Below are 26,284 nucleotides of genomic sequence, written 5' to 3'. Positions count from 1 at the left end.
CTCCATCAGAGAGAGAGGTTCTGTTCAGTTTTTGCGTCAAAAATATGACACTTGTTCATCTCAAACGTGAAATACACCTTACGATGAAGCCCTTTATCAATCATTGGCTTAGCTTCATCGGACGGGATTCGGGCGGTCAGTTCGTAGTCCGCGACCTTCAGGTACACAAAGAATTCGTGGCCCATGTTCTCCACGCGCACCATCTCCCCGCTACAGCCGCCATTCGGGAAGGGCTCATCAGAGAGCGACACAAATTCCGGGCGCACGCCGTAGAAGATCTCCTGACCCGCGTAAGCCGCGACTTTCTCCTGCTTCTCCGCGTTCAGCGGCATGGTTTCATCGCCAATGGCGATGTGCAGCTGGCCCGCTTTTTCGACCAGCACGCTTTTGCGTATATTCATCTCCGGCGCGCCGATAAAGCCCGCCACGAACATGTTCTTCGGCTTGTGGTAGAGGTTGTCCGGCGTGTCCACCTGCATGATATGGCCGAGCTTCATCACGCAGATGCGGTCGCCCATGGTCATCGCTTCGGTCTGGTCGTGGGTCACGTAAACGGTGGTCGCCGGTTTTCCTGACTTCTTCAGCTGCTTGTGCAGGTCAGAAATACGGATACGCATCGAAGCGCGCAGTTTGGCGTCGAGGTTTGAAAGCGGCTCATCGAACAGGAACACATCCGGTTTTTTCACAATCGCACGGCCTACCGCCACGCGCTGCGCCTGGCCGCCGGAAAGCTGGCGCGGCAGGCGGTCGAGCAGCTCTTCCAGCTCAAGAATTTTGGCGGCTTCATTCACCTGAGACTCAATCTGATCTTTCGGCAGTTTGCTCAGCTTGAGACCAAAGGCCAGATTCTCGCGCACCGTCATGTGCGGATAGAGGGCGTAGTTCTGGAACACCATTGCAATACCGCGCTCTTTCGGCGCGAGGTTGTTCACGATCTTGTCGCCGATGCGCACCTCGCCGCCGCTGATGGTTTCCAGCCCCGCCAGCATGCGCAGGGTCGTGGATTTGGCGCAGCCGGATGGGCCGACGATCACCATGAATTCCCCTTCAGCAATTTTAAGATCGATAGCGTGTACCGCTTTAAAGCCGTTGGAGTAGACCTTTTCCAGCTTGTTGAAAATAACTTCAGCCATGGTATTTCCCTCTTAACCTTTAATTCCGCTGCTGGTGACGCCCTGTACGAAGTAGCGCTGTGCCAGGAAGAAGACAATGATGGATGGCAGAATGGAGATGCTCGCCATTGCCAGAATTTCGTTCCACGGCGCGCCTTCGGTGACGTCGATGGACATTTTCAGCGCCAGTGCGATGGGGTATTTATCCACGCTGTAGACGTAAATCAGCGGCCCGATAAAGTCGTTCATGGACCACATGAACTGGAACAGGGCGACGGAGATAATGGCCGGTTTCAGGATCGGCACCACCACGTACCACAGCACCTGAATGGAGTTACAGCCGTCTATCTGCGCCGCCTCTTCCATGTCACGCGGGACGCCGCGCAGGAACTGGATCAGCATGAAGACGAAGAACCCCTGAGTGGCGAAGGCCAGCGGCAGGTACAGCGGCATATAGCTGTTGAGCATTCCCATTTCACGGAACATCAGGTACTGCGGGATCAGCAGCACGGTGCTGGGCAGCAGCATGGTGGTGATGAGCGTAGCGAACCAGAACTTCTTCCACGGGATCTCGAAGCGGGCAAAGCCGTACGCCACGATGGTGGAGGAGATAATGGTCAGGATCACTTTCGGGATCACATACTTAAAGGTATTCAGCATGTAATGGCCGAAGTTGTACTCGGTGCCGGTTTTCCAGCCGTTTACGAAACCATCCCAGGTGGCGTGGGCTGGCCACAGGCTCAGGGTGGTGAAGATCTCGTGGTTCGGTTTGAACGACGCGGAGAACATCCACACCAGCGGGTAAAGCATCAGCAGGCCGACAGCCAGCAGGATCACATAGCGAACGGTGGCGTTGATTTTCTCTCTGCGCAGCGTGCGGGCCACTTCGCGTTCGGCGACGCTTCTTGCCGTGGAGAGTTGTTGAATATCAGCCATTTTTGCCTCCTTTATCGGCGGAGTAGAACACCCAGTATTTCGACGACTTAAAGGCGATACCGGCGAAGACAGCCACCACCAGGAACAGGACCCACGCCAGCGCCGCGCCATAGCCCATATCGAAATACTTAAACGCGGTGTCGTAGATGTAGAGCGAGAACAGATAGGTCGAATAGGTTGGCCCGCCGCCGGTAATCACGTACGGCCCGGTAAATTCCTGGAACGCCTGCGTGGTCTGCATGATGAAGTTGAAGAAGATCACCGGCGTAATCAGCGGCACGGTCACCTTCATGAACATCTGCCATTTCGATGCGCCATCGATCATCGCCGCTTCATACTGGGACTGCGGGACGTTTTGCAGCGCGGCCAGGAAGATGACCATCGCGGAACCGAACTGCCAGACACGTAGCAGGGTAACGGACATCAGCGCCAGCGACGGCTCGCCCAGCCAGTTCACCGGATCAAAGCCAAATACACCGATAAAGCTGTTCAGCAGACCATCAATGGCAAATAAGGCGCGCCACAATACGGCAATGGCGACGGAACTGCCGAGGATTGACGGAATATAGTAGGCCGTTCGGAAAAAGCCGATGCCGCGTAATTTAAAGTTCAGGACAAAGGCAATGCCTAATGCAAAGGCGAGCTTTAACGGGATGGTTAAAAATACATAGGCAAAGGTCACGCCCATGGATTTCCAGAAGAGCGTGTCTTCGGTAAACATGTAGCGATAGTTTTCAATGCCATTAAACACCGGCGGACTCATCAAATCGTAATCCGTAAAGCTGAGGAAAAACGATGAGACGAAGGGGAATGCCGTAAAGAGTATCAGCCCGATGATGTAGGGTGATATCCATGCGAGCCCCAGCAGCTTGTTTTCATTCATACATACCTACCTGGCAATCAATGGTTTAATACGAAATCTGCTTTGTTACATTTTCCCAGGCCTGCGATGCGCGGCATGAGAGCTGAAATTCAGGGTGCAACGTCTGGCAACGGCGAAATCTACGTTTGTTTTTTAACGCTTTTTTGTCTTTCTTTGTGCTGTAAGCGCTTCTGGTTTCAAAAGAGCTGAACCGGCGTTCTTGGATACTAAAACATCGTTTTATTTTATATTATTGCGATTTATTTCTGCGTCATTCGCTTAATGGTGGAAATGTGATCGGCGTCGAAACGCTGTTTCAATATAGTGAGGGAGGTGGCATTTTTGACTTTTCACGAAGCTTTGCCGCCGGCCATGAGGAAGAGATAACGAAGCAAAAAGGGAGCGGGAATAAGAATAGTCACGCAGCGTGGCTAACTACCAGATCTGATAGCAGGTCTACAGATGTACCAATTCGTCATTCAGATAATTCTTACATTCTTGTATGATTTGTTACACCGGAACCAGTCAGGCAGAATTTCACTGCATCCTTAAAAGAAGAACAGTTATGTCAGCGATGGATTTCAAAAAACATACGGATCTCAACTTTCCTCACTATGCTCCCCCGGCGGTCAGCGCTAAAGAAATAGATCTTCTGGGTCTGCTGGACGTCCTGCTGGCAGCAAAAAAACGCATCATCACCATTGTCTTTGCATTTGCACTGGTCGGCCTGGCAATCGCCTTTCTGATACCGCAAAAATGGACCAGTAAAGCGGTCATTACGCCCGCGGAACAGACGCAGTGGAGTTCGCTGCGCCAGATGATGGTGGCGCTCCAGGTGCTTGATGTCGACGTGAAAATTACCCGTGCGGATGTGTTTAATCTGTTTATCAAAAAGTTTCAGTCCCAGTCTCTGCTTGAAGAGTACATGAAGAGCTCACCTTACGTGATGGCTCAGCTCGATGGCGCTCAGGTTGACCCGCTGGAGCTGCACCGCGCGGTGGTCAATATTGCCGAAAAGATGAAAGCCGTTGATAACACGCAGGAAAAAAATGCCGATAAAGCACCGTACCTCTCCTGGACGTTAAGCTTCACTGCCCCAACGGCAGAGGACGCGCAGAAAGTGTTGAATGGTTACATTCAGTACATCTCCCGCATCGTCGAGCAGGAGACCATGCAAAACATTCGCGATCAGCTGATCCTGAGAACCAAAACGGTTCAGCAGCAGCTGGAGCTGGATCGGGTCCGTCTGACAAATATCCATAATACCAACCTGCAACGCCTGAACTACTCGCTGGAAGTGGCGAACGCGGCGGGGATCAAAAAGCCGGTCTACAGCAATGGACAGGCGGTGAAAGACGATCCGGATTATTCCGTCGCCCTCGGTGCGGACGGGATTGCGCAGAAATTGCAGATTGAAAAAAATCTGAAGGATGTTTCTGAGCTGAACGCCGATTTCCAGAACCGCGAATACTATCTGGCACAGCTGCAAAAACTTTCCTTCGAAGATGTGAGCCTGGAGCCGTTCAAATACCAGCTTTCACCTTCTATGCCGGTGAAAAAAGATGGCCCGGGCAAAGCCCTGATCGTGCTGCTGGCGTGTATTCTGGGTGGACTGTTCGCCTGTGGCAGCGTGCTGCTGCGCGAGGCAATGAGCACCCGCAACTCGCTGCCGGAACAACTTCCTGAGCCGGTTACGGAATAACTTCAAAAAAGGCGCTCAACTGAGCGCCTTTTTTTATTTCAGGAAATCTTCGCGAACCGGCGTAAAGGTATCCAGCAGGGTGCCGGGTTTCAGGCAAACGCAGCCGTGCATCACGTGCGGCGCTTTATAGAGGGTGTCGCCCGCCATCACCACATGCTTCTCCTCGCCAATGGTGAACTCAAATTCCCCCGAGAGAACGTAGGTGAGCTGCTCATGCGAATGGTTATGCATCGGGCCAATCGCGCCTTGCTCGAAATTCACTTCCACCGCCATCATCCTGCCGTCGTGCGCCAGAATACGACGCGTCACGCCGTTGCCCAGATCCTCAAGCGTGGTCTCTTTATGGAAAATAAACATATTTTCGCCCTGTTATGTAATGAAACATTGTTTCAATTAATTTATCTCACCCGCGGCGAAAAGGAAACGTTTAGCCAAATAACTGGAAAGGCGATCACAAGTTTGCTTCACTGGGTGAAACGCACAGGAGGAAAGATGAAAACGATCGGTCTGTTAGGGGGCATGAGCTGGGAATCAACGATCCCGTACTACCGCCTGATTAATGAAGGTGTCAAACAGCGTCTGGGCGGTCTGCATTCGGCCAGCCTGCTGCTGCACAGCGTGGATTTCCATGAAATAGAAGCCTGCCAGTCGAGCGGGGAGTGGGACAAAGCCGGGCAGATGCTGGCGGACGCCGCGCTCGGGCTGGAGCGTGCGGGCGCGCAGGGTATTCTGCTGTGTACCAACACCATGCATAAGGTGGCGTCGCACATTGAAGACCGCTGTTCGCTGCCGTTCTTACATATCGCGGATGCCACCGGGCGTGCCATACGTGCCGCCGGCATGACGCGCGTGGCGCTGCTGGGGACGCGCTACACCATGGAGCAGGATTTTTACTGCGGGCGGCTGAACAGCCAGTTCGGGATTGAAAGCCTGATCCCTGAAGAGGCTGACCGGGCGCGCATTAACCAGATTATTTTTGATGAGCTGTGTCTGGGCACCTTCAGCGAAACGTCGCGCGCATGGTACGTCAGCGTGATTGAGAAACTGGCGCAGCAGGGGGCGGAAGGGGTTATCTTCGGCTGTACCGAAATTGGCCTGCTGGTGCCGGCAGACCAAAGCCCGATAACGGTCTTCGATACCGCCGCCATCCATGCCGCGGATGCGGTGGAGTTCATGCTGTCATAGTGGTTTTTGCAGGTCAGGTAAGCGAAGCGCCACCTGACGCGCGTGCGCAATCAGGTGTTCACTAAAGGCATCAACCAGCGCTGAGGCGGGCCGGTGCAGCGGGCGGATCAGGCTCACGGTAAAGGGAACGGAAACGCTAAAACGGCGCAGAACCACGCCGCTGCTGGCGTAGTCCATGGCCGTGAGCGGGTTCACCACCGAAATACCCACGCCCGCGCGCACCATCGCGCAAATAGACGCCGCACTGTGCGTTTCCATCACCATCCGCCGCTTCACCTGATGTTCGGCAAACAGGCCATCCAGAAGCTGCCGGTAGCTGTCGGTCTGCGACAGGCTGATATAGTTCTCACCGTGAAAATCCGCCGGCGTCAGCTCCGCTTTGGGGGCAAGCGGGTGGCTGGCAGGTAGCACGCAGACCTCATCCAGCGACAGCAGCTCCGTGCGTTCCGTTCCCGCTGGCGTGACGAGGGTTTCGGTCAGACCCAGATCGTGGCGCTGGGCCGAAAGCCACTCCTCCAGCAGCGGCGACTCCTGCGGCACGATGGTCAGGCTGACCTCCGGATAGCGGGCCAGAAACGGCTGTAACAGTACCGGCAGGAATGACTGGGAAAAGACCGGCAGGCAGACGATGGACAGCTCGCCCTGGCGGAACTCCCTCAGGCTCTCTGCCGCGCTCACGATCCTGTCCAGCCCGTACCAGGAGCGCTGAACCTCCTCAAACAGGCGTAAACCCTGCACCGTTGGATGCAGCCTGCCGCGGGCGCGTTCAAACAGCTTCAGCCCCAGCACTTTCTCAAAACGCGCCAGCTCACGGCTGACCGTCGGCTGCGAGGTGTGCAGCATGTGCGCGGCTTCAGTGAGATTGCCGGTGGTCATTACCGCATGAAAAATCTCGATATGGCGTAGGTTAACGGCGGGCATAGTGCACCTGATGGCTGAGCGTAGTCCATATCATTTTTGCATAGACTCACGATAAAACGATATTTTTTATTCTCTTCAGGCTATGGCGTAATGATAAAAAACAGATTTCCGGAGACGACCATGCCACGCCCACTCAACCAGACTGAGACCGATTTAAACGCCGATAACCTGCTGCGCCTGCCTGCCGAATTCGGCTGCCCGGTGTGGGTCTACGATGCGCAGATTGTCCGCGAGAAGATCGCCGCGCTGCATCAGTTTGACGTGGTGCGTTTTGCGCAGAAGGCCTGCTCCAATATTCATATTCTGCGCCTGATGCGTGAGGAGGGCGTGAAGGTTGACTCCGTATCGCTGGGTGAGATCGAACGTGCGCTGGCGGCCGGGTTTGATCCGAAAGCCGACAGCGACGCGATCGTCTTCACCGCTGACCTGATTGACGACGCCACGCTGGCGCGCGTGCACGAGCTGCAAATCCCGGTCAATGCCGGTTCGGTGGATATGCTGGAACAGCTTGGGCAGGTCTCTCCTGGCCATCGCGTCTGGCTGCGCATCAACCCGGGCTTTGGTCACGGTCACAGTCAGAAAACCAACACCGGGGGCGAAAACAGCAAGCACGGGATCTGGTATGCCGATATGCCTGCGGCGCTGGAGGTTTTACAACGCTACAACCTCAAGCTGGTGGGCATTCACATGCATATCGGGTCCGGCGTGGATTACGGCCATCTTGAGCAGGTCTGTGGCGCCATGGTGCGTCAGGTTATCGATTTTGGTCAGGATCTGGAGGCGATCTCCGCCGGGGGAGGGCTTTCGATTCCTTACCGCGAAGGGGAAGAGGCGATCGACACGGATCACTATTACGGCCTGTGGAGCGCCGCGCGTGACAGCATCGCCGCCCATCTGGGCCATGCGGTGAAGCTGGAGATTGAGCCGGGTCGTTTCCTGGTTGCCGAGGCCGGCGTGCTGGTGGCGCAGGTGCGGAGCGTGAAGGAGATGGGAAGCCGTCACTTTGTGCTGATTGATGCTGGCTTCAACGATCTGATGCGCCCGTCCATGTACGGCAGCTATCATCACATCACCGCACTTGCCGCCGATGGCCGCGATCTGGTTAACGCCCCGCGCATCGAGACCGTTGTTGCCGGCCCGCTGTGTGAATCCGGTGACGTCTTTACTCAGCAGGAAGGCGGGAAAGTCGAAACCCGTTCGCTGCCAGAAGTAAAACCGGGAGATTATCTGGTGCTGCATGATACCGGTGCGTACGGGGCGTCTATGTCTTCCAACTACAATAGCCGCCCGCTGCTGCCGGAAGTATTGTTTGATAACGGCGTGGCGCGGCTGATTCGCCGTCGCCAGACCATTCAGGAGCTGCTGGCGTTAGAGCTGGTCTGATTAAACCAGGGGCCCGTCGTCACCGAATCGCGTAACACCAGGGTGCCGGTGAACGGCGGGATCGCTTCAACCGGCTGGTTTTTTGCCAGCCGGATCGCCTGGTCGATCGCCGTGACGATCATGTTGTCGATCGGCAGATACACCGACGACAGGGCAGGCTCCAGCCACTTTGCGCTGGGGGCATCGTCAAAACCAAACAGCGAAATATCCTGCGGGATCTTCAGCCCGGCCTGGTGTAATGCTTTGGAGGCGCCCAGGGCCATATCATCGTTACAGGCAAACAGGGCGCTGAACGATGTCTTTTCCGCAATCAGCTCCTTGCACAGCTCGTAACCCCGCGTCATGCCTGCATCGCCGTATTTAATCCGCCGCTCGTCGAGACGAATACCGTGCTTCTCCAGCGCCTTACGGTAGCCCATCAGTCGCGCTTTACCCGTTGGCGTGTGGATCGGGACGGTGATACAGGCGATCTCCCGGTGGCCCTGGCTTATCAGGTAATCCACCGCTTTGAAGGCTGCGTCCTGCTGTTCAAAGAAGACGCAGCGATCCGCCGCCTGGCTCACTTCACGGTTAATGATCACCAGCGGCGTCTGCACGCTGTTGATCAGCTTCAGGATCGTCTTTTCGCTCATGTAACGCGTATACAGCACGATGGCGTCGCACTTGCGATCGGCGAGCATCTGGACCGCCTGTTCTTCCTGCTCAGGGGCGTCGTGACCGTCGGTAACAATCAGCTGTTTTCCGTGCTTTTCGGTCTGCCGTGACGCCTGCTGTAGCAAACGACCAAAGTAAAAACCGTCGAACGTCGAGACGACCAGACCAATGCTGTTGCTGGTCTGGTTAGCCAGCGAACGCGCGAGAAAGTTCGGACGATAGCCCAGCTCCTCCATCGCGCGAAATACCTGCTGACGCGTGCTCTCTTTAACCTGACCTGTGCCGTTCAGCACGCGCGAAACGGTGGCCTTCGACACGCCCGCACGCAGTGAGACATCCAGCATTGTTGCCATTCGAAATTCCTGTTTCCACGTAATGGTTTGCAGTTTAACACAGACCATCCGGCGCATAAGCGACGTGGGAAGGGCAAAACCCCATAACGATCACGCTTTTCGGTAACGATCCTCGCCCGCGGGTTAAATGCCTGTCATTGGCATGCCAAAATGGTGATAAATCGCAATCTGGAATACCTCTTACCTCATTGAGAGCTTAATCACAGAACAAAGCGCCTGTGGACGCTATTTTTGGCATACCAATAGTATCCGGCTGTCCATCTTATTCAATAAAAGCCCTTTTACTGAGGTATTACCCTATGGCATTTCAGGAAAAACTGATCGACGCTCTGGGCAGTTTTGCCACCACCTTCAACAGCTATCGCTATATCCAGGCGATTAAGTCTGCGTTTATTACCTTAATGCCGGTCATCATTGTGGGGGCGTTCTCGGTACTGATCTCCAATATGGTGCTGGATCCGAAAAACGGCCTGGCGAGCTTTCAGTCGCTGTCGTTTCTGGCGGCGTTAAAGCCGATCACCAGTGCGCTGAACTATGCCACGCTCAACTTTCTCAACATCGGCGCGGTGTTTTTAATCGGCATTGAGCTGGGGCGTATTAACGGCATTAAGTCCCTGTTCCCCGGCCTGCTGGCGGTGATCTGCTTTATCTGCGTGACGCCGACCACGGTGGAAATGCTGGTGGACGGCGAGATGCACGTGGTGAAAGACGTGCTGCTGCGCCAGTTCTCGGATACCCGCAGCCTGTTTCTCGGCATGTTTATCGCCATCCTGTCAGTGGAGATTTACTGCTGGCTGGAAAACCGCAAGGGGCTGAAAATCAGGATGCCAGACACGGTGCCGCCGAACGTCGCCGCGTCGTTCTCTGCGCTGATCCCGGCCATTATCACCACCACCGCCATTGCGACTTTTGGCTTCGTGTTTCATCGGGTTACCGGAATGTATCTCTACGACGCGGTTTACCAGGTGGTGCAACAGCCGCTGGAGCGCGTGGTGCAAAGCCTGCCGGGGATCCTGCTGCTGATGTTTGTCGCCCAGCTGTTCTGGGTGATTGGTATTCACGGCAACCAGATGATCAAGCCGATCCGCGAGCCGCTGCTGCTGGGGGCGATCACCGTTAACATGAGCGCGTTCGAGCAGGGCAAAGAGGTGCCAAACATCATCACCATGCCGTTCTGGGACGTCTATATGAGCATCGGCGGCTCAGGTCTGACCATCGGCCTGCTGATAGCCGTCATGATTGCCACCAAACGTAAAGAGATGAAGGAGATCGCCAAGCTCTCCATCGGCCCGGGTATTTTTAACATCAACGAGCCGGTGATCTTCGGGATGCCAGTCATGCTCAACCCGATCCTGGCTATCCCGTTCATCATCACGCCGCTGGTGACGGGCTCGATTGGCTACTTTGCCACCGTGACCGGATTTGCCGGGAAAGCCGTGGTGATGGTGCCCTGGACCACGCCGCCGCTGATCAACGCCTGGCTGTCAACCGCGGGCTCCATGGGGGCGGTGATCACCCAGTTTATCTGCATCGTGACCGCGGTGATTATCTATCTGCCGTTTGTGAAAATTGCCTCACGCCGCGCAGATCAGGCCGCACTGCAACAAGCCACCGATAACGCATGAGGACAGGATGAGCATAAAACAGATAACCATACCGCCAGATTTTATGCTGGGCGCGGCGGCATCGGCCTGGCAGACCGAGGGCTGGAGCGGCAAAAAGCCGGGGCAGGATTCGTGGATCGATCTCTGGTACAAGAACGATCGTCACGTCTGGCACAACGGCTACGGCCCGGCGGTGGCAACCGACTTTATCAATCGCTTTCGCGAAGACGTGGCGCTGATGAAGCAGGCGGGACTGACGCACTATCGCACCTCGATCAACTGGTCGCGCTTTTTGACCGACTATGAAAACGCCACCGTAGATGAAGAGTACGCCGCCTATTACGACGCGCTGTTCGATGAAATGCACCGTCAGGGCATTGAGCCGATGATCTGCCTGGAACACTACGAATTGCCGGGCGTGCTGCTGGAGACCTACGGCGGCTGGGCGTCGAAGCACGTCGTCGAGCTGTTCGTTCGCTATGCGGAAAAGGTGTTTGAGCGCTTTCACGGCAAAGTCACCCGCTGGTTTACCTTCAACGAGCCGATTGTGGTCCAGACGCGCGTCTACCTCGACGCGCTGCGCTGGCCCTATGAGCAGAACACCAGCACCTGGATGCAGTGGAACCACCATAAGGTGCTGGCGACGGCGAAAGTGGTGAAGCTGTTTCGCGAGAAAGGGTATGACGGCTCGGTGGGCTGTATTCTTAACCCGGAAGTGACCTATCCGCGCTCGCGCGCGCCGCATGACGTGCGGGCGGCAGAGATGTACGATCTGTTCTATAACCGCGTCTTTCTCGACCCGCTGGTGCACGGGCGCTATCCGCAGGCGCTTTTTACCCTGCTGGCGCAGCATCAGGTGCAGTGGGAATACACGGCTGACGAGCTGGCGCTGATTGCCGACAACACCGTCGACGAGCTGGGCATTAACCTCTATTACCCGCATCGCGTCAAAGCCCCGTCCCGCGCCTGGCACCTGGAGACGCCGTTCCACCCGGCGTACTACTACGAGCCGTTCGAGCTGCCGGGGCGGAGGATGAACACCTCCCGCGGCTGGGAGATCTTCCCGCGCATTATTTACGATATGGCGATGCGGATTAAAAACGAGTATCGCAACATTGACTGGTTTGTGGCGGAAAGCGGGATGGGCGTGGAGAACGAAGCGGAGTTTCGCAATCGCGACGGCATTATCGATGACGCATACCGCATCGCGTTTATCAGCGAACATCTTTATTACACGCTGCTGGCGCGGGAGGCGGGGGCTAACTGCCACGGCTATATGCTGTGGGCCTTCACCGACAACGTCTCCCCGATGAACGCGTTTAAAAACCGCTACGGGCTTATTGAGATCGACCTTGAAAACCATCGCGCACGGCGGGCAAAGAAATCGGCATCCTGGTTTCGCCAGCTGCGCGATGAGCGTGTGATGACGCTCAGGGTTGACGATGAATGGAAGTAAGCCTTCTGGTAAAATAGCGCACAAACTGGCCGGGAGGACGTCCGGCCCGCGCATTAACTGAAAAACACAGGTGAAAACGTGGATAAGGCTGTCATCCTGCCGGAAAAAAAACAGTACCAGGAGATTGGCGAGGATTTACGGGCGCAGATTATCCAGGGGCATTATCCCGTGGGATCGCGTCTGCCGCCGGAGCGCAACATCGCCGAGACGTATGGCGTGAGCCGCACTATCGTGCGCGAGGCGCTGCTGATGCTTGAGCTACAGGGGACGGTGGATATTCGCCAGGGGTCTGGCGTGTACGTGATGCGCATTCCGGAGGAGCATGAAAACGAGGAAGAACGTTTTCTGAACAGTGACGTGGGTCCGTTTGAAATTCTCCAGGCGCGTCAGCTGCTTGAAAGCAACATTGCCGCCTTTGCCGCAAAAATGGCGACGCGGGCGGATATCGACAACCTGCGCCGCATCATCGAGCAGGAGCAACGGGCTATTGCCGCCGACGATCGCAGCCAGGACAACAACAAAATGTTCCACCTGGTGCTGGCGGGGGCCACACAAAACCAGATGCTGCTGGCGACCGTTGAAAGCGTCTGGCATCACATGGACAGCAGCCCGCTGTGGCAGCAGTTTAACGGCCACATCGCCAGCCGCGCATGGCGGCTGAAATGGCTCGGCGACAGGCAAACCATTCTCGCTGCGCTCCGCCGCCGCGACGTGATGGGGGCGTGGCAGGCGATGTTCCAGCATCTTGAAAACGTCAAAAAGAGCCTGCTTGAGCTGTCAGACGAAGACGCGCCCGATTTTGACGGCTATCTCTTTGAATCGGTCCCCCTTTTCCAGGGGAAACTGGTGTGAATATACTGCCGCTTCACGCTGCGCCGCAGTTTACACAGCGGGTGATCGACTGGATCTGGAACGCGTTTGGTGAAGGTATGCCGCGTGCCTTTTTCCAGAGCATTGTTGAGCACAGCCTGACGCCGGGCGAGTTACCGCTCACCTTTATTGCCGTTGAGGATGACCACCTGCTGGGCACCGTTGGGTTGTGGCGTTGCGATTTAATTTCCCGGCAGGATCTCCACCCCTGGCTGGCTGCGCTGTATGTCGATGAAGCCGCCCGGGGAAACGGGCTGGCGGGAAAACTTCAGCAGCATGTTATCGGCTACGCGCGACGCGCCGGGTATCACGAGCTTCATCTCTGGTCTGCCTGCCGCGACTTCTACGAACGTTACGGCTGGCACTACATCGGCGATGCGCTGGAATACCCGGATAAAACCGTCCATCTCTATCGCTGTTCGCTCACGGCTTCCGCGGGCGATACCACCGAGTGACGGCGCACTAAGGTTGGGCTGAACAGGTGGGTAATTTCCGGTGGCGGGCGATGCTCGGCCAGCGCTAACGCCAGTTCTGCCGCCTGCGTTGCCATGGTCACAATCGGGTAGCGCACGGTGGTCAGGCGAGGGCGCACGTAGCGCGACACCAGCACATCATCAAAGCCAATCAGCGAAATTTCTGCCGGGACGTCAATCCCGTTATCATTCAGCACGCCCATTGCGCCGGCGGCCATGGAGTCGTTATAGCTGGCCACGGCGGTGAAATTCCGCCCGCGGCCCAGCAGCTCCGTCATCGCCTGCTCGCCGCCACTCTCATCCGGTTCTCCGTACGCCACAAGACGATCGTTGCACGGCAGACCGGCTTCGCGCAGCGCGTCGTAATAGCCCTGAAGGCGATCTTCCGCATCGGAAATTGGGTGGTTGGAGCACAGATAACCAATTCGGGTATGGCCCTGCTGGATCAGATGACGGGTTGCGAGCCATGCGCCGTAACGGTCGTCGAGCGCCACGCAGCGGGTTTCAAAACCGGGAATAATACGGTTGATAATCACCATCCCCGGCATCTGTTTCATCAGATGGATCAGCTCGGCGTCGGGGATCATTTTTGCATGGACCACCAGCGCCGCACAGCGATGACGGATCAGCTGCTCAATGGCCTGGCGCTCTTTCTGTTCATTGTGGTAGCCATTACCAATCAGCAGGAAATTTCCGGTGTGATAAGAGACTTGTTCTACGGCTTTGACCATCGCACCGAAAAACGGATCGGATACATCTCCGACCACCAGCCCGATGGTTTCTGTCGACTGCTGGGCAAGGGCGCGCGCGTTGGCGTTAGGGTGATAATTCAGGTTTTCCATGGCGTCCTGCACGGCCTGGCGCGATGCATCACTCGCTTTAGGGGAGTTGTTGATCACGCGGGAGACGGTCGCGACGGAAACACCGGCCAGACGAGCCACATCCTTAATTGTCGCCATTCAATACCTTCTTATTGGGGTAAGCGTTTACACACTAACTAGTGTTGCGGAAAAGCGGCGCGCATTCAAGGGGAGCGGGTGAGCGTCCTCTGCAAACGTGATGCAGAACATCCCTCGCGGTGTAATCGTTACACGGCCAGTCATGTCTGAATAATGTCAATCTGAACCTTTAGTTACACTTTGCCTCAGGCTGTTGCGATTGTCCGTTAGCAACGATGCGTTGTGAATTGCTAGAGTCGAGATCCCAGAGGTATTGATAGGTGGAATCAACTTCGGTTGATTAACACGATTTACACCAACCTGCGTTTTACGCAGGTTTTTTTTGCCTGTAAGTTCAACCTGTAACAGCAAAAGAGAATATTCACACCTGGTTGCACTTCGGCTCATTCCCTTGCGTTTTCCCGCTGGCGAAGCCTGTCGCCGGAGGCCACAATCAAGATCCCAGAGGTATTGATTGGTGAGAATTCCTGGTACGTTTTCGTACTCTTCTCTTGCACCAACCTGCGCGGATGCGCAGGTTTTTTTTCGCCTCTGTTTTTGCTATCGCTCCCTCACTACTTCTCGTGTAATCTGCCACCATTTATACCTTTTACACTGGCTGGCAAAGGGAGTTGAAATGCTTTTTGGGTTCTTCCGCACACTGTTTCGTGTCCTGTTTCGCATCCGCGTGACTGGCGATACGCAGGCACTCTATGGCGAGCGAGTGCTTATCACACCGAATCACGTCTCTTTTCTTGATGGCGTATTGCTGGCGCTGTTTTTGCCCGTGCGGCCCGTCTTCGCGGTTTACAGCTCCATCAGTGAAAAATGGTACATGCGCTGGCTCAAACCGCTGATTGATTTTGTCCCGCTCGACCCAACCAAACCGATGATGATTAAACATCTGGTGCGTCTGGTTGGGCAGGGGCGCCCGGTGGTTATCTTCCCGGAAGGGCGTATTTCAGTGACGGGCTCCCTGATGAAAATTTACGACGGGGCTGGTTTTGTCGCGGCGAAGTCTCAGGCCACCGTCGTGCCGCTACGCATCGACGGGGCTGAGCTAACCTTTTTCAGCCGTCTGAAAGGGCTGGTGAAGCAGCGTCTGTTCCCGAAAATTACCCTGCATATATTACCGCCGACGTCACTGCCGATGCCCGAGGCGCCGCGCGCGCGTGACCGCCGTAAAATCGCCGGGGAAATGCTGCACCAGATTATGATGGAAGCGCGCATGGCCGTTCGCCCGCGCGAAACGCTGTATGAATCGTTGCTGTCGGCCCAGTATCGCTACGGTGCGAAGAAAAACTGCATCGAAGACATCAGTTTTACGCCGGATACCTACCGTAAGCTGTTGACCAAAACGCTGTTTGTCGGGCGTATCCTGGAAAAGTACAGTAAACAGGGCGCAAAGATCGGCCTGATGCTGCCAAACGCGGGTATCAGCGCGGCGGTAATCTTTGGTGCCGTCTCCCGGGGCCGCATTCCGGCGATGATGAACTACACGGCGGGCGTGAAAGGGCTCTCCAGCGCGATTACCGCAGCACAAATCAACACCATCTTTACCTCCCGCCAGTTCCTGGATAAAGGCAAGCTGTGGCACCTGCCGGAACAGCTGACGCAGGTGCGCTGGGTGTTCCTGGAAGATCTGAAAGCAGACGTCACGACCGCCGACAAGCTGTGGATTTTCGCGCACCTGCTGATGCCGCGTCTGGCGCAGGTTAAGCAGCAGCCGGAAGATGATGCCATTATCCTCTTTACCTCCGGCTCTGAAGGCAACCCGAAAGGTGTGGTTCACAGCCACAAAAGCATTCTGGCGAACGTCGAACAGATTAAAACCATTGCTGACTTTACCGCCAACGATCGCTTTATGTCAGCGCTGCCGCTGTTCCACTCATTTGGTCTGACCGTGGGTCTCTTTACGCCGCTGCTGACCGGTGCTGAGGTGTTCCTCTACCCAAGCCCGCTGCACTACCGCATTGTGCCGGAACTGGTTTATGACCGTAACTGCACGGTGCTGTTCGGGACGTCCACCTTCCTCGGTAACTACGCGCGCTTCGCCAACCCGTATGATTTCTTCCGCGTACGCTACGTGGTGGCGGGCGCGGAAAAACTCCAGGACAGCACGCGCCAGATCTGGCAGGACAAGTTTGGCCTGCGCATTCTGGAAGGCTATGGCGTGACGGAGTGCGCGCCGGTGGTCTCCATCAACGTTCCGATGGCGGCAAAACCGGGAACGGTTGGCCGCATTCTGCCGGGGCTGGATGCGCGTCTGCTGGCGGTGCCGGGTATTGAAGACGGCGGACGTCTTCAGCTGAAAGGGCCGAACGTCATGAACGGCTATCTGCGTATGGAAAACCCGGGCGTGCTTGAGGCGCCGACGGCCGAGAACGTCAATGGCGAGGTTGAAACGGGCTGGTACGACACGGGCGATATCGTGCGCTTCGACGATCAGGGCTTCGTGCAGATCCAGGGACGAGCAAAACGCTTCGCCAAAATCGCCGGGGAGATGGTCTCTCTTGAAATGGTCGAAACGCTGGCGACCGCCGTCTCGGCGGAGAAAATGCATGCGACCGTGGTGAAAAGTGATGCCAGTAAAGGCGAGGCGCTGGTGCTCTTCACGACAGACGGTGAACTGAAGCGTGACGCACTGCTCAGGTATGCACGCGAACACGGTATCCCCGAGCTGGCGGTCCCCCGCGATATTCGTTACCTCAAACAGTTACCGGTGCTGGGCAGCGGTAAACCCGATTTCGTGACCCTGAAGGGCATGGTTGAAGAGGCAGAACAGCAAAATGCGTGAGTCAGTGCACACTAACACTTCAATCTGGTCGAAAGGCATGATGGCGGTTATCGCCGCCCAGTTTCTTTCCGCGTTCGGCGATAACGCGTTGCTGTTTGCCACGCTGGCATTGCTGAAAGCTGAGTTTTATCCCGACTGGAGCCAGCCGATCCTACAGATGGTGTTTGTGGGTGCTTACATCGTATTTGCGCCGTTTGTCGGCCAGGTGGCGGACAGCTTCCCGAAAGGTCGTGTCATGATGTTTGCCAACAGCCTTAAGCTTCTGGGCGCGGCAAGTATCTGCTTTGGTATCAACCCGTTTGTCGGCTACACGCTGGTGGGCATTGGTGCGGCAGCCTACTCCCCGGCGAAGTACGGTATTCTGGGTGAGCTCACCACCGGTGATAAGCTGGTGAAGGCCAACGGCCTGATGGAGTCCTCCACCATTGCGGCTATTCTGCTGGGCTCGGTGGCGGGAGGCGTACTGGCAGACTGGCATGTGCTCGCCGCGCTTGGCATCTGCGCCCTGATGTACGGTGGCGCGGTGATCGCCAACCTGTTTATCCCCAAACTGGCCGTGGCGCGTCCGGGGCAATCCTGGCGCTTCGGGCCCATGACCGGCAGCTTCTTCAACGCCTGCCGCGTACTGTGGCGTAACGGTGAAACACGCTTCTCGCTGATGGGCACCAGCATGTTCTGGGGGGCCGGCGTTACGCTGCGTTTCCTGCTGGTGCTGTGGGTGCCGGTGGCGCTGGGCATTACTGACAACGCCACGCCGACTTATCTGAATGCCATGGTCGCCGTCGGGATTGTTGTCGGGGCCGGGGCTGCGGCAAAACTGGTGACGCTGGAAACCGTCGCGCGCTGCATGCCTGCGGGGATCCTGATTGGCGTCGGCGTTCTGTTCTTCTCCCTGCAACATGCCCTATTGCCTGCCTATGCCCTGCTGTTGCTGATCGGCATGTTAGGCGGTTTCTTTGTGGTGCCGCTAAACGCGCTGTTGCAGGAGCGCGGCAAGCAGACCGTTGGGGCGGGTAACGCCATTGCGGTGCAAAACCTTGGTGAAAACATGGCGATGTTACTGATGCTGGGGATTTACTCGCTGGCGGTAAAAGCAGGTGCGCCGGTCGTGGCAATCGGGGTAGGATTCGGCGCGCTGTTCGCGCTGGCGATTAGCGGGCTGTGGGTCTGGCAGCGTCGTCGTTGAATTGTGCGGCCTGATGCCCTCACCCCGGCCCTCTCCCACGGGGAGAGGGTGAAAACACTAAAAACGGCAACGCACGTTGCCGTTTTGCTTTTATTACGGTGCCGGGTAGGTATAAACCTGATGCACCGCTTCAATCTCCGCTAATACCTCTTCACTCAGGTTCAGATGGAAACTCTCAATATTGGTTTTCAACTGATCCATCGTCGTGGCGCCGAGCAGGGTACTCGCCACAAACGGCTGGCGACGCACGAAGGCCAGCGCCATCTGCGCCGGATCGAGTCCGTGACGTTTCGCGATATCCACATAGGCCGCAACGGCTTTTTGCGTCTGCTCGCCGCTGTAGCGGGTGAAGCGGCTGAAAAGCGTGTTACGCGCGCCAGCCGGTTTCGCGCCGTTCAGGTATTTGCCCGTCAGGGTGCCGAAGCCCAGGCAAGAGTAGGCGAGCAGCTCCACCTCTTCGTACTGCGTCACCTCCGCCAGACCCACTTCATAACTGCGGTTCAGCAGGCTGTACGGGTTCTGAATGGTCACTATGCGCGGCAGATCGTGTTTATCGGCCAAATGCAGATAGCGCATCACGCCAAACGCCGTCTCGTTGGAAACGCCAATGTAGCGGATCTTACCCGCCCGCTGGCACTCCGTGAGCGCTTCCAGCGTTTCCAGCAGGGTAACTGCCGGAGCACTTTCGTTCCAGGTGTAGCCAAGCTTACCGAAGCAGTTCGTCGGACGCTGCGGCCAGTGCACCTGATAAAGATCGAGATAGTCGGTTTGCAGGCGCTTGAGGCTGGCATCCAGCGCGGCACGGATATTCTTGCGATCGAGGATCTGGTTAGGGCGGATCCCGGCATCGTTATTACGGGAAGGGCCGCTGACTTTGGAGGCGATGACCAGCTTTTCGCGATTGCCGCGTTTCGCCAGCCAGTTGCCGACATACGTTTCAGTAAGACCTTGTGTTTCCGGGCGGGGAGGAACGGGGTACATCTCCGCCACGTCAATCAGGTTAATGCCCTGGCTGACGGCGTAATCGAGTTGTGCATGGGCATCGGCTTCGCTGTTTTGTTCACCAAATGTCATGGTGCCCAACCCCAGTTGGCTGATCTCCAGAGCGCTGTGGGGGATACGGTGATAATGCATAGCCGGTTTCCTTTTTTTGACATACAGACTGCGTCAGGAACCTCCCGACAAAGGAATATAAACATGGCAGAGGGAAGGCAAAAGGGGAAGGAAAAAATCAAAAAGGCCAGCAAGCTACTGACCTTTATCTGTTTAACGCTCGATGATCTGGGAGACTTCGTCGCGATTAATCTGCATTTGATTGCCTTCGCGATCGCGGTAACTCACCAGACCGGTATCGTCGTCGACTTCGGGTTTGCCATCGGTCAGGATCATACGACCATCTTTCGTTGACATGACATAGTCGCTGCTGCAACCCGATACCGCAAACGCTAAACCGACTGCTGAGATAATTACTGCCCATTTTTTCATCGTTCTCATCCTCACCTGGCTCGTATCAAATCATAGTGTAGTAATAACCTGATATTACGACAGGTGAAAGGGGGGAAATCTTAAAAAGGAGGAGATTATGTTAGCCGGAGCGCAAAATTGGTAAAAAACTATGTTTTCAACAGGAAGTGGCGTGCCAGCAGCGCCCCGGTGAAATTCTTTTTAAGATAGAAACCGCGCGGCAGCGTCAGGATCGGTTCGCCCTGTGCGCCTACCGCTTCAGTGAGCGCTTTGCTGTTGGCGGCTTTGGGACGAAGTTGCAGCACTTCGCCATGCCGGGCGGTGATACGCTCAACCTGTCCCAGCACAATCATGTCCATCAGCTCTTCCCAGTCCTGGGAAAGCTGTCTCTCCTCTTCTTCATTCGGGCTCCAGAGCAGCGGGGCGCCAACGCGACGCTCAGCCAGCGGGATCTGCCTGTCGCCCTCAACGGGTACCCACAACACCCGCTTCAGCTTATGCCTGACGTGGCTGGTTTCCCATGTCACTCCGCTGTTACCCGTGAGCGGCGCAACGCAGACAAAGGTGGTTTCCAGCGGCCGTCCCTGGCTATCGATGGGGATCGTCTTCAGTTCCACCCCCAGCGCCGCAAAATCTTGCTCGGGTTTACTGCCCGCGCTTGCGCCCAGCCAGCGTTCCAGCAACACGCCGATCCAGCCCTTATCACGCTTTAGATCGTTAGGTATCGTCAACCCCGCCATCACGGCCAGCTCGCCCAGTGAATAGCCTGCCAGGCGTTGTGCCTGCTGGAGCAACTGGGCTTCACTGACGGGAGGAGAGAGCAGTGGGGCGAGAGAATGCATGCTAACGACCTTTTGATTAAAAAATGAGCTGATATTTTATCCCTTGTGGACAGAGTTTACCTTTTTCTGCGTACCTATTCCATCTAGATGATTTATATCATCTTTTTTAGAATATAATCCGTTCCGCGGTGGCTAAAAAACAGGTTGTGCAATTCTGGTCACTGACAATAAACAGGATCTTACACCATGTTATCCACAGAAAAATGGGATAACTGGGAATAACTGCCACTACTGTTTCAATTTACAGCCTTGACGTGCGATGAAAATCGAATTTTCACACAAATTGTGCCTAACTTATTGGCACAAACTGTGGATAAAACCGACGCTGTTCGATCTTTCATCAGCAGGAGGATCTTTGATGTGATGATCGTCACGTTTATCGCCCTGGACACCCTTAATTTCAATATAATCATATGAATTTAAATGATTTATTATAAGCGGGGTAAATTGGCGGCTCGTCGGGCTACAAGGTTGTTCATCGGTAATTCCGCACTTCTTCACAACTATATCCACAGAAAAGGTGAATAAAAATGGTCTCTGTCGCCCGCATCTGTTTATAACTCCGCACTAAATTGTGAGTTATTCAAATGTTATTAGGTTGCAGGCCTGTAAGAGAGTGGTTTACCGCCTCCCTGTAGTGTGAAACAATCATTCATATATCAGATTTAGTTTGGGGTAGTCCGGTGATTGATGACGATGGCTACCGCCCAAACGTAGGAATAGTAATTTGTAATCGTCAGGGCCAGGTGATGTGGGCCCGGCGATATGGTCAGCACTCCTGGCAGTTCCCGCAAGGCGGGATCAATCCCGGAGAGTCCCCAGAACAAGCGATGTACCGGGAGCTGTTTGAAGAGGTTGGTTTAAGCCGAAAAGATGTTCGCATCCTGGCTTCGACCCGCAACTGGTTGCGTTACAAGTTACCGAAACGTTTGGTGCGTTGGGACACAAAGCCGGTTTGTATCGGCCAGAAACAGAAGTGGTTTCTTTTGCAGTTGGTGGGCAACGATTCAGATATCAATATGCAAACCAGCAGCACGCCAGAGTTTGATGGCTGGCGCTGGGTAAGCTACTGGTATCCGGTTCGTCAGGTCGTGTCATTTAAGCGCGATGTATATCGTAGGGTGATGAAAGAGTTCGCAAGTGTCGTGATGCAGCTTCAGGAGACGCCTCCGAAGCCACAGAGCGCACCTGCCTGGCGACGTAAAAGAGGTTAAGCTACGCAAATCATGCTCACCCGCTTGCGAGAAATAGTTGAAAAGGTTGCCAGTGCGCCTCGCCTCAACGAGGCGCTGAATATTCTGGTGACGGACATCTGTCTTGCGATGGAAACCGAGGTCTGTTCGGTCTACCTGGCCGACCATGACCGACGTTGCTACTACCTGATGGCAACCCGCGGTTTAAAAAAACCACGGGGACGCACCGTCACGCTCGCGTTTGATGAAGGTATTGTTGGCCTGGTCGGGCGACTGGCGGAGCCAATCAACCTTGCCGATGCGCAAAAACATCCCAGCTTCAAATATATCCCTTCCGTCAAAGAGGAGCGGTTCCGCGCTTTCCTTGGCGTGCCGATTATTCAGCGCCGTCAACTGCTTGGCGTGCTTGTTGTCCAGCAACGAGAGTTGCGGCAGTACGACGAAAGCGAGGAGTCTTTCCTCGTCACGCTGGCAACGCAGATGGCTGCGATCCTCTCCCAGTCTCAGCTGGCAGCCCTTTTTGGGCAGTATCGTCATACCCGCATCCGCGCGCTTCCGGCCTCGCCGGGCGTCGCGATTGCCGAAGGCTGGATGGATGCCACGCTCCCCCTGATGGAGCAGGTCTATGAAGCCTCGACGCTGGATGAAGCGCTTGAGCGCGAACGGCTTACCGCTGCGCTGGAAGAGGCGGCGAATGAGTTTCGTCGCTACAGCAAACGCTTTGCCGCTGGCGCGCAAAAAGAGACGGCGGCCATTTTCGACCTCTACTCACACCTGCTTTCCGATGCGCGTTTGCGTCGTGAGTTATTTGCCGAGGTCGATAAAGGTTCGGTGGCAGAGTGGGCGGTTAAAAAGGTCATTGAAAAATTTGCCGAGCAGTTTGCGGTGCTGACTGACGGTTATCTGAAAGAGCGCGCCGGCGATTTACGCGCGCTTGGGCAACGTCTGCTGTTCCACCTTGATGATACTATTCAGGGGGCGAATGCCTGGCCGAGCCGGTTTGTACTGGTGGCCGATGAACTCTCGGCGACGACGCTGGCGGAATTACCGCAGGACAGGCTGGCGGGCGTAGTGGTGCGCGATGGCGCAGCTAACTCCCATGCCGCCATTATGGTGCGCGCGCTCGGTATTCCGACCGTGATGGGGGCGGATATTCAGCCCTCCGTACTGCACCGCCGTACGCTGGTGGTGGACGGATACCGCGGTGAGTTGCTGGTGGATCCTGAGCCGGTTCTCCTTCAGGAGTACCAGCGTCTTATCAGCGAAGAGAATGAATTAAGCAAGCTGGCGGAAGATGACGTCAACCTGCCCGCGCAGCTCAAGAGCGGTGAGCGTGTGAAGGTGATGCTCAATGCTGGCTTAAGCCCTGAGCATGAAGAGAAGCTCGGCAGCCGCATCGATGGCATCGGCCTCTACCGCACCGAAATACCGTTTATGCTGCAAAGCGGCTTCCCGTCAGAAGAGGAGCAGGTGGCGCAGTATCAGGGCATGTTGCAGATGTTTAACGATAAACCCGTCACGTTGCGCACCCTGGACGTCGGCGCGGATAAGCAACTGCCCTATATGCCCATCAGTGAAGAGAATCCCTGCCTCGGCTGGCGTGGGATCCGCATAACCCTCGATCAGCCGGAAATCTTCCTTATCCAGGTTCGTGCGATGCTGCGTGCCAACGCGGCCACGGGGAATCTCAGCATTTTGCTGCCGATGGTCACCAGTATTGACGAGATCGACGAAGCGCGGCGGTTGATAGAACGTGCAGGGCGCGAAGTGGAAGAGATGATCGGCTATGCGATCCCTAAACCCCGTATTGGCGTGATGCTTGAAGTGCCTTCGATGGTCTTTATGTTGCCGCAGCTGGCGACCCGCGTTGATTTTATCTCCGTTGGCACCAACGACTTAACGCAATACATTCTGGCGGTCGATCGCAACAATACGCGCGTTGCCAGCATCTACGACAGCCTGCATCCGGCGATGCTTCGTGCCCTGGCGATGATCGCCCGCGAAGCCGAGCAGCATAATATCGACCTGCGCCTGTGCGGTGAAATGGCCGGCGATCCGATGTGCGTGGCGATCCTGATTGGTCTCGGTTTCCGTCACCTGTCAATGAACGGACGTTCCGTTGCGCGTGTGAAATACCTGTTACGTCACATCGAACAAGATGAGGCGCGCGAACTGGCCGCGCGTAGCCTGGAAGCACAGCTGGCAGCCGAAGTGCGCCATCAGGTGGCTGCGTTTATGGAGCGACGCGGCATGGGCGGTTTGATCCGGGGCGGCCGCTGATCCCCACAAAATAATGACGGCTCCGACGACCCCCTCTCCCTTGAGGGAGAGGGATGGGGTGAGGGGGAACAGCGCGCATGAAACCCTATACACATCTTTTACATCTCAGGCGCATCCTCCACGCCTGCCTTATGCTATGATTCGCAACTTTGGAGCACCTGCCAACGGCGGGAATGCAATTCACCCGCTGTCCACTTTCAGCGGAATAACAACATCTTGTGGTGACAGATGAACAGTGGTTATCTGCATTTTCCGGAATTCGATCCGGTTATTTTCTCAATAGGACCTGTAGCGCTGCACTGGTACGGTCTGATGTACCTGGTGGGCTTCGTCTTTGCCATGTGGCTTGCTGGCCGTCGCGCCAGTCGTCCGGGCAGCGGCTGGACGAAGAACGAAGTGGAAAACCTGCTTTATGCCGGCTTCCTCGGCGTGTTCCTGGGCGGTCGCATCGGTTATGTCCTGTTCTATAATTTCCCGGTATTCCTGAACGACCCGCTCTATCTGTTCCGCGTCTGGGACGGCGGCATGTCTTTCCACGGCGGGTTGATTGGTGTGATCCTGGTCATGGTGATCTTCGCCAGACGGACCAAACGGAACTTCTTCCAGGTGGCTGATTTTATTGCGCCGTTAATCCCGTTTGGGCTGGGCGCAGGGCGTCTGGGCAACTTCATCAACGGTGAGCTGTGGGGGCGTGTCGATCCGAGCGTGCCGTTTACCATGCTGTTTCCGGGCTCCCGCGCGGAAGATATCGCGCTGCTGCCTTCGCATCCTGAGTGGCAGTCCATTTTCGATACCTACGGCGTTCTGCCGCGCCATATGTCACAGCTCTATGAGCTGGCGCTGGAAGGCGTGGTGCTGTTCATCATCCTGAATCTGTATATCCGCAAACCGCGTCCAATGGGGGCTGTCTCTGGTCTGTTCCTGATTGGCTACGGCGCGTTTCGTATCATCGTCGAGTTCTTCCGCCAGCCGGATGCGCAGTTTACCGGTGAATGGGTACAGTACATCAGCATGGGGCAGATCCTCTCCATCCCGATGATTGTCGCGGGTGCCATTATGATGATTTGGGCGTATCGTCGTCGTCCACAGCAACAACTTTCCTGAGGAATCATGAAACAGTATCTTGAATTGATGAAAAAAGTGCTCGACGAGGGCACGCCGAAAAACGACCGCACCGGCACCGGTACGCTCTCCATTTTTGGCCACCAGATGCGCTTCAATCTGCAAGAAGGCTTTCCTCTGGTGACAACGAAGCGCTGCCATCTGCGCTCGATCATTCATGAACTGCTCTGGTTCCTGCAAGGCGATACCAACGTTGCTTATCTGCATGAAAACAATGTCTCCATCTGGGACGAGTGGGCAGATGAGAACGGCGACCTGGGCCCGGTCTACGGCAAGCAATGGCGCGCGTGGCCTACCCCGGACGGCCGCCATATCGACCAGATCACGACCGTCATCAACCAGCTGAAAAATGACCCGGACTCGCGCCGTATCATTGTCTCTGCATGGAACGTGGGTGAACTGGATAAAATGGCGCTGGCGCCTTGCCACGCGTTTTTCCAGTTCTACGTGGCGGACGGCAAGCTCTCCTGCCAGCTCTATCAACGCTCCTGCGACGTGTTCCTCGGCCTGCCGTTTAACATCGCCAGCTACGCGCTGTTGGTGCACATGATGGCACAGCAGTGCGATCTTGAAGTGGGCGATTTTGTCTGGACGGGCGGTGATACCCACCTCTACAGCAATCATATGGAACAGACGCATCTCCAGCTGACCCGCGAACCGCGTGCATTGCCGAAGCTGGTGATCAAACGTAAACCGGAATCGATCTTCGATTACCGTTTTGATGATTTCGAGATTGAGGGTTACGACCCGCATCCCGGCATTAAAGCTCCTGTCGCCATCTGATACGGCAAATCCTGACACAACCGGTGCTCTTTAGCGCCGGTTTTTTTTCATGTCCGTTTTGTTTTTCGAGCCTGTTTCCAGAGATGATGCAACACGTTGCAACGGGCGAAAATCTCCGGAAAGCGGCTCGTAAAGTTCTGGTTTGACGCTCGCACCGTTTCTGCTATT

23 protein-coding genes and 1 pseudogene are annotated in these 26,284 nt (G+C 55.8%); 13 read left to right on the top strand and 11 right to left on the bottom strand.

Features of this window, described 5'->3' with window-relative positions; genetic code table 11:
- Nucleotides 1-5 precede the first annotated feature (5 nt).
- From O1721_RS22225 to O1721_RS22215, 3 genes are read right to left on the bottom strand one after another with little or no spacing between them, the layout of a single operon-like run.
- Nucleotides 6-1,133 (bottom strand): ABC transporter ATP-binding protein, encoded by a 1,128-nt coding sequence (locus O1721_RS22225; RefSeq protein WP_023295369.1) that lies wholly within the window; start codon nucleotides 1,131-1,133, stop codon nucleotides 6-8.
- A 12-nt stretch (nucleotides 1,134-1,145) separates the two neighbouring features.
- On the bottom strand, nucleotides 1,146-2,048 hold the full coding sequence (locus O1721_RS22220; protein WP_032649385.1) for a carbohydrate ABC transporter permease: 903 nt from the start codon (nucleotides 2,046-2,048) through the stop codon (nucleotides 1,146-1,148).
- Entirely contained in the window at nucleotides 2,041-2,931 is an 891-nt protein-coding gene (locus O1721_RS22215) for a carbohydrate ABC transporter permease (protein WP_006811834.1), read from the bottom strand. Before O1721_RS22215 ends, O1721_RS22220 begins: the two co-directional genes overlap by 8 nt.
- 544 nt (nucleotides 2,932-3,475) lie before the next feature.
- Between O1721_RS22215 and wzz(fepE) the strand changes: the two genes are divergently transcribed.
- Nucleotides 3,476-4,612 (top strand): LPS O-antigen length regulator Wzz(fepE), encoded by a 1,137-nt coding sequence (gene wzz(fepE) / locus O1721_RS22210; RefSeq protein WP_479953417.1) that lies wholly within the window; start codon nucleotides 3,476-3,478, stop codon nucleotides 4,610-4,612.
- 33 nt (nucleotides 4,613-4,645) lie between these two features.
- On the opposite strand, the gene O1721_RS22205 is transcribed toward wzz(fepE), so the two are convergent.
- Nucleotides 4,646-4,969, bottom strand: a complete 324-nt coding sequence (locus O1721_RS22205) for a cupin domain-containing protein (protein WP_032649382.1) — start codon at nucleotides 4,967-4,969, stop codon at nucleotides 4,646-4,648.
- A gap of 135 nt (nucleotides 4,970-5,104) precedes the next feature.
- Between O1721_RS22205 and O1721_RS22200 the strand changes: the two genes are divergently transcribed.
- Entirely contained in the window at nucleotides 5,105-5,797 is a 693-nt protein-coding gene (locus O1721_RS22200) for an aspartate/glutamate racemase (protein ID WP_032649380.1), read from the top strand.
- Here O1721_RS22200 and O1721_RS22195 read toward each other — a convergent pair.
- Nucleotides 5,792-6,718, bottom strand: a complete 927-nt coding sequence (locus tag O1721_RS22195) for a LysR family transcriptional regulator (RefSeq protein WP_032649379.1) — start codon at nucleotides 6,716-6,718, stop codon at nucleotides 5,792-5,794. The two genes, O1721_RS22200 and O1721_RS22195, sit on opposite strands and share 6 nt — an antisense overlap.
- 120 nt (nucleotides 6,719-6,838) lie before the next feature.
- Between O1721_RS22195 and lysA the strand changes: the two genes are divergently transcribed.
- Nucleotides 6,839-8,101 (top strand): diaminopimelate decarboxylase, encoded by a 1,263-nt coding sequence (lysA, locus tag O1721_RS22190; protein WP_032649377.1) that lies wholly within the window; start codon nucleotides 6,839-6,841, stop codon nucleotides 8,099-8,101.
- Here the strand turns inward: lysA and O1721_RS22185 are convergent.
- The gene (locus O1721_RS22185; protein WP_003862814.1) at nucleotides 8,071-9,108 is read right to left on the bottom strand and encodes a LacI family DNA-binding transcriptional regulator; all 1,038 of its coding nucleotides are present in this window, start codon (nucleotides 9,106-9,108) and stop codon (nucleotides 8,071-8,073) included. The two genes, lysA and O1721_RS22185, sit on opposite strands and share 31 nt — an antisense overlap.
- A 299-nt stretch (nucleotides 9,109-9,407) precedes the next feature.
- On the opposite strand from O1721_RS22185, the gene O1721_RS22180 reads away from it, so the two are divergent.
- The 4 genes from O1721_RS22180 (at nucleotide 9,408) to O1721_RS22165 (ending at nucleotide 13,493) form a co-directional block, all read left to right on the top strand.
- A complete protein-coding gene (locus tag O1721_RS22180) occupies nucleotides 9,408-10,733 on the top strand; it encodes a PTS sugar transporter subunit IIC (protein ID WP_032649375.1) in 1,326 nt (441 codons plus the stop codon).
- A 7-nt stretch (nucleotides 10,734-10,740) separates the two neighbouring features.
- Entirely contained in the window at nucleotides 10,741-12,168 is a 1,428-nt protein-coding gene (locus O1721_RS22175) for a glycoside hydrolase family 1 protein (RefSeq protein WP_023304354.1), read from the top strand.
- 78 nt (nucleotides 12,169-12,246) lie between these two features.
- Nucleotides 12,247-13,020 (top strand): GntR family transcriptional regulator, encoded by a 774-nt coding sequence (locus O1721_RS22170; RefSeq protein WP_003862809.1) that lies wholly within the window; start codon nucleotides 12,247-12,249, stop codon nucleotides 13,018-13,020.
- A complete protein-coding gene (locus O1721_RS22165) occupies nucleotides 13,017-13,493 on the top strand; it encodes a GNAT family N-acetyltransferase (protein ID WP_032649373.1) in 477 nt (158 codons plus the stop codon). Before O1721_RS22170 ends, O1721_RS22165 begins: the two co-directional genes overlap by 4 nt.
- On the opposite strand, the gene galR is transcribed toward O1721_RS22165, so the two are convergent.
- Nucleotides 13,448-14,470, bottom strand: a complete 1,023-nt coding sequence (galR, locus tag O1721_RS22160; RefSeq protein WP_003862806.1) for an HTH-type transcriptional regulator GalR — start codon at nucleotides 14,468-14,470, stop codon at nucleotides 13,448-13,450. The genes O1721_RS22165 and galR overlap by 46 nt on opposite strands.
- A gap of 616 nt (nucleotides 14,471-15,086) precedes the next feature.
- Between galR and aas the strand changes: the two genes are divergently transcribed.
- Nucleotides 15,087-17,246: a bifunctional acyl-ACP--phospholipid O-acyltransferase/long-chain-fatty-acid--ACP ligase gene (aas, locus tag O1721_RS22155; protein ID WP_032649371.1), complete on the top strand. Its 2,160-nt coding sequence runs from the start codon at nucleotides 15,087-15,089 to the stop codon at nucleotides 17,244-17,246.
- Nucleotides 17,239-18,432: a lysophospholipid transporter LplT gene (lplT, locus tag O1721_RS22150; RefSeq protein ID WP_003862801.1), complete on the top strand. Its 1,194-nt coding sequence runs from the start codon at nucleotides 17,239-17,241 to the stop codon at nucleotides 18,430-18,432. The genes aas and lplT overlap by 8 nt, the downstream gene beginning before the upstream one ends.
- 93 nt (nucleotides 18,433-18,525) lie before the next feature.
- Here lplT and O1721_RS22145 read toward each other — a convergent pair whose 3' ends face one another.
- The 4 genes and pseudogenes from O1721_RS22145 to O1721_RS22130 form a co-directional block, all read right to left on the bottom strand.
- Nucleotides 18,526-19,566 (bottom strand): NADP(H)-dependent aldo-keto reductase, encoded by a 1,041-nt coding sequence (locus O1721_RS22145; protein ID WP_015571754.1) that lies wholly within the window; start codon nucleotides 19,564-19,566, stop codon nucleotides 18,526-18,528.
- Nucleotides 19,567-19,698: 132 nt separating this feature from the next.
- On the bottom strand, nucleotides 19,699-19,917 hold the full coding sequence (locus O1721_RS22140) for a YgdI/YgdR family lipoprotein (protein ID WP_003862794.1): 219 nt from the start codon (nucleotides 19,915-19,917) through the stop codon (nucleotides 19,699-19,701).
- A gap of 128 nt (nucleotides 19,918-20,045) precedes the next feature.
- Nucleotides 20,046-20,738, bottom strand: coding sequence for a DNA mismatch repair endonuclease MutH (mutH, locus tag O1721_RS22135; protein ID WP_017692735.1), 693 nt, complete (start codon nucleotides 20,736-20,738; stop codon nucleotides 20,046-20,048).
- A 154-nt stretch (nucleotides 20,739-20,892) separates the two neighbouring features.
- Nucleotides 20,893-20,967: pseudogene (locus O1721_RS22130) on the bottom strand (hypothetical protein); the annotation flags it as partial.
- 454 nt (nucleotides 20,968-21,421) lie between these two features.
- On the opposite strand from O1721_RS22130, the gene rppH reads away from it, so the two are divergent.
- The 4 genes from rppH to thyA all read left to right on the top strand — a co-directional run bounded on the left by rppH (nucleotide 21,422) and on the right by thyA (nucleotide 26,116).
- Entirely contained in the window at nucleotides 21,422-21,952 is a 531-nt protein-coding gene (gene rppH / locus O1721_RS22125) for an RNA pyrophosphohydrolase (RefSeq protein WP_003862791.1), read from the top strand.
- 12 nt (nucleotides 21,953-21,964) lie between these two features.
- On the top strand, nucleotides 21,965-24,211 hold the full coding sequence (gene ptsP / locus O1721_RS22120) for a phosphoenolpyruvate--protein phosphotransferase (RefSeq protein ID WP_015571752.1): 2,247 nt from the start codon (nucleotides 21,965-21,967) through the stop codon (nucleotides 24,209-24,211).
- Nucleotides 24,212-24,439: 228 nt separating this feature from the next.
- On the top strand, nucleotides 24,440-25,315 hold the full coding sequence (gene lgt / locus O1721_RS22115; RefSeq protein WP_003862787.1) for a prolipoprotein diacylglyceryl transferase: 876 nt from the start codon (nucleotides 24,440-24,442) through the stop codon (nucleotides 25,313-25,315).
- 6 nt (nucleotides 25,316-25,321) lie between these two features.
- A complete protein-coding gene (thyA, locus tag O1721_RS22110) occupies nucleotides 25,322-26,116 on the top strand; it encodes a thymidylate synthase (protein ID WP_032649368.1) in 795 nt (264 codons plus the stop codon).
- The last annotated feature ends 168 nt before the right edge of the window (nucleotides 26,117-26,284 follow it).

This window comes from Enterobacter cloacae complex sp. HYC033_NIDB, from assembly GCF_056673335.1.
The sequence above is the reverse complement of the archived record's forward strand: the minus strand, read 5'-3'. Positions and strand labels throughout refer to the sequence as shown.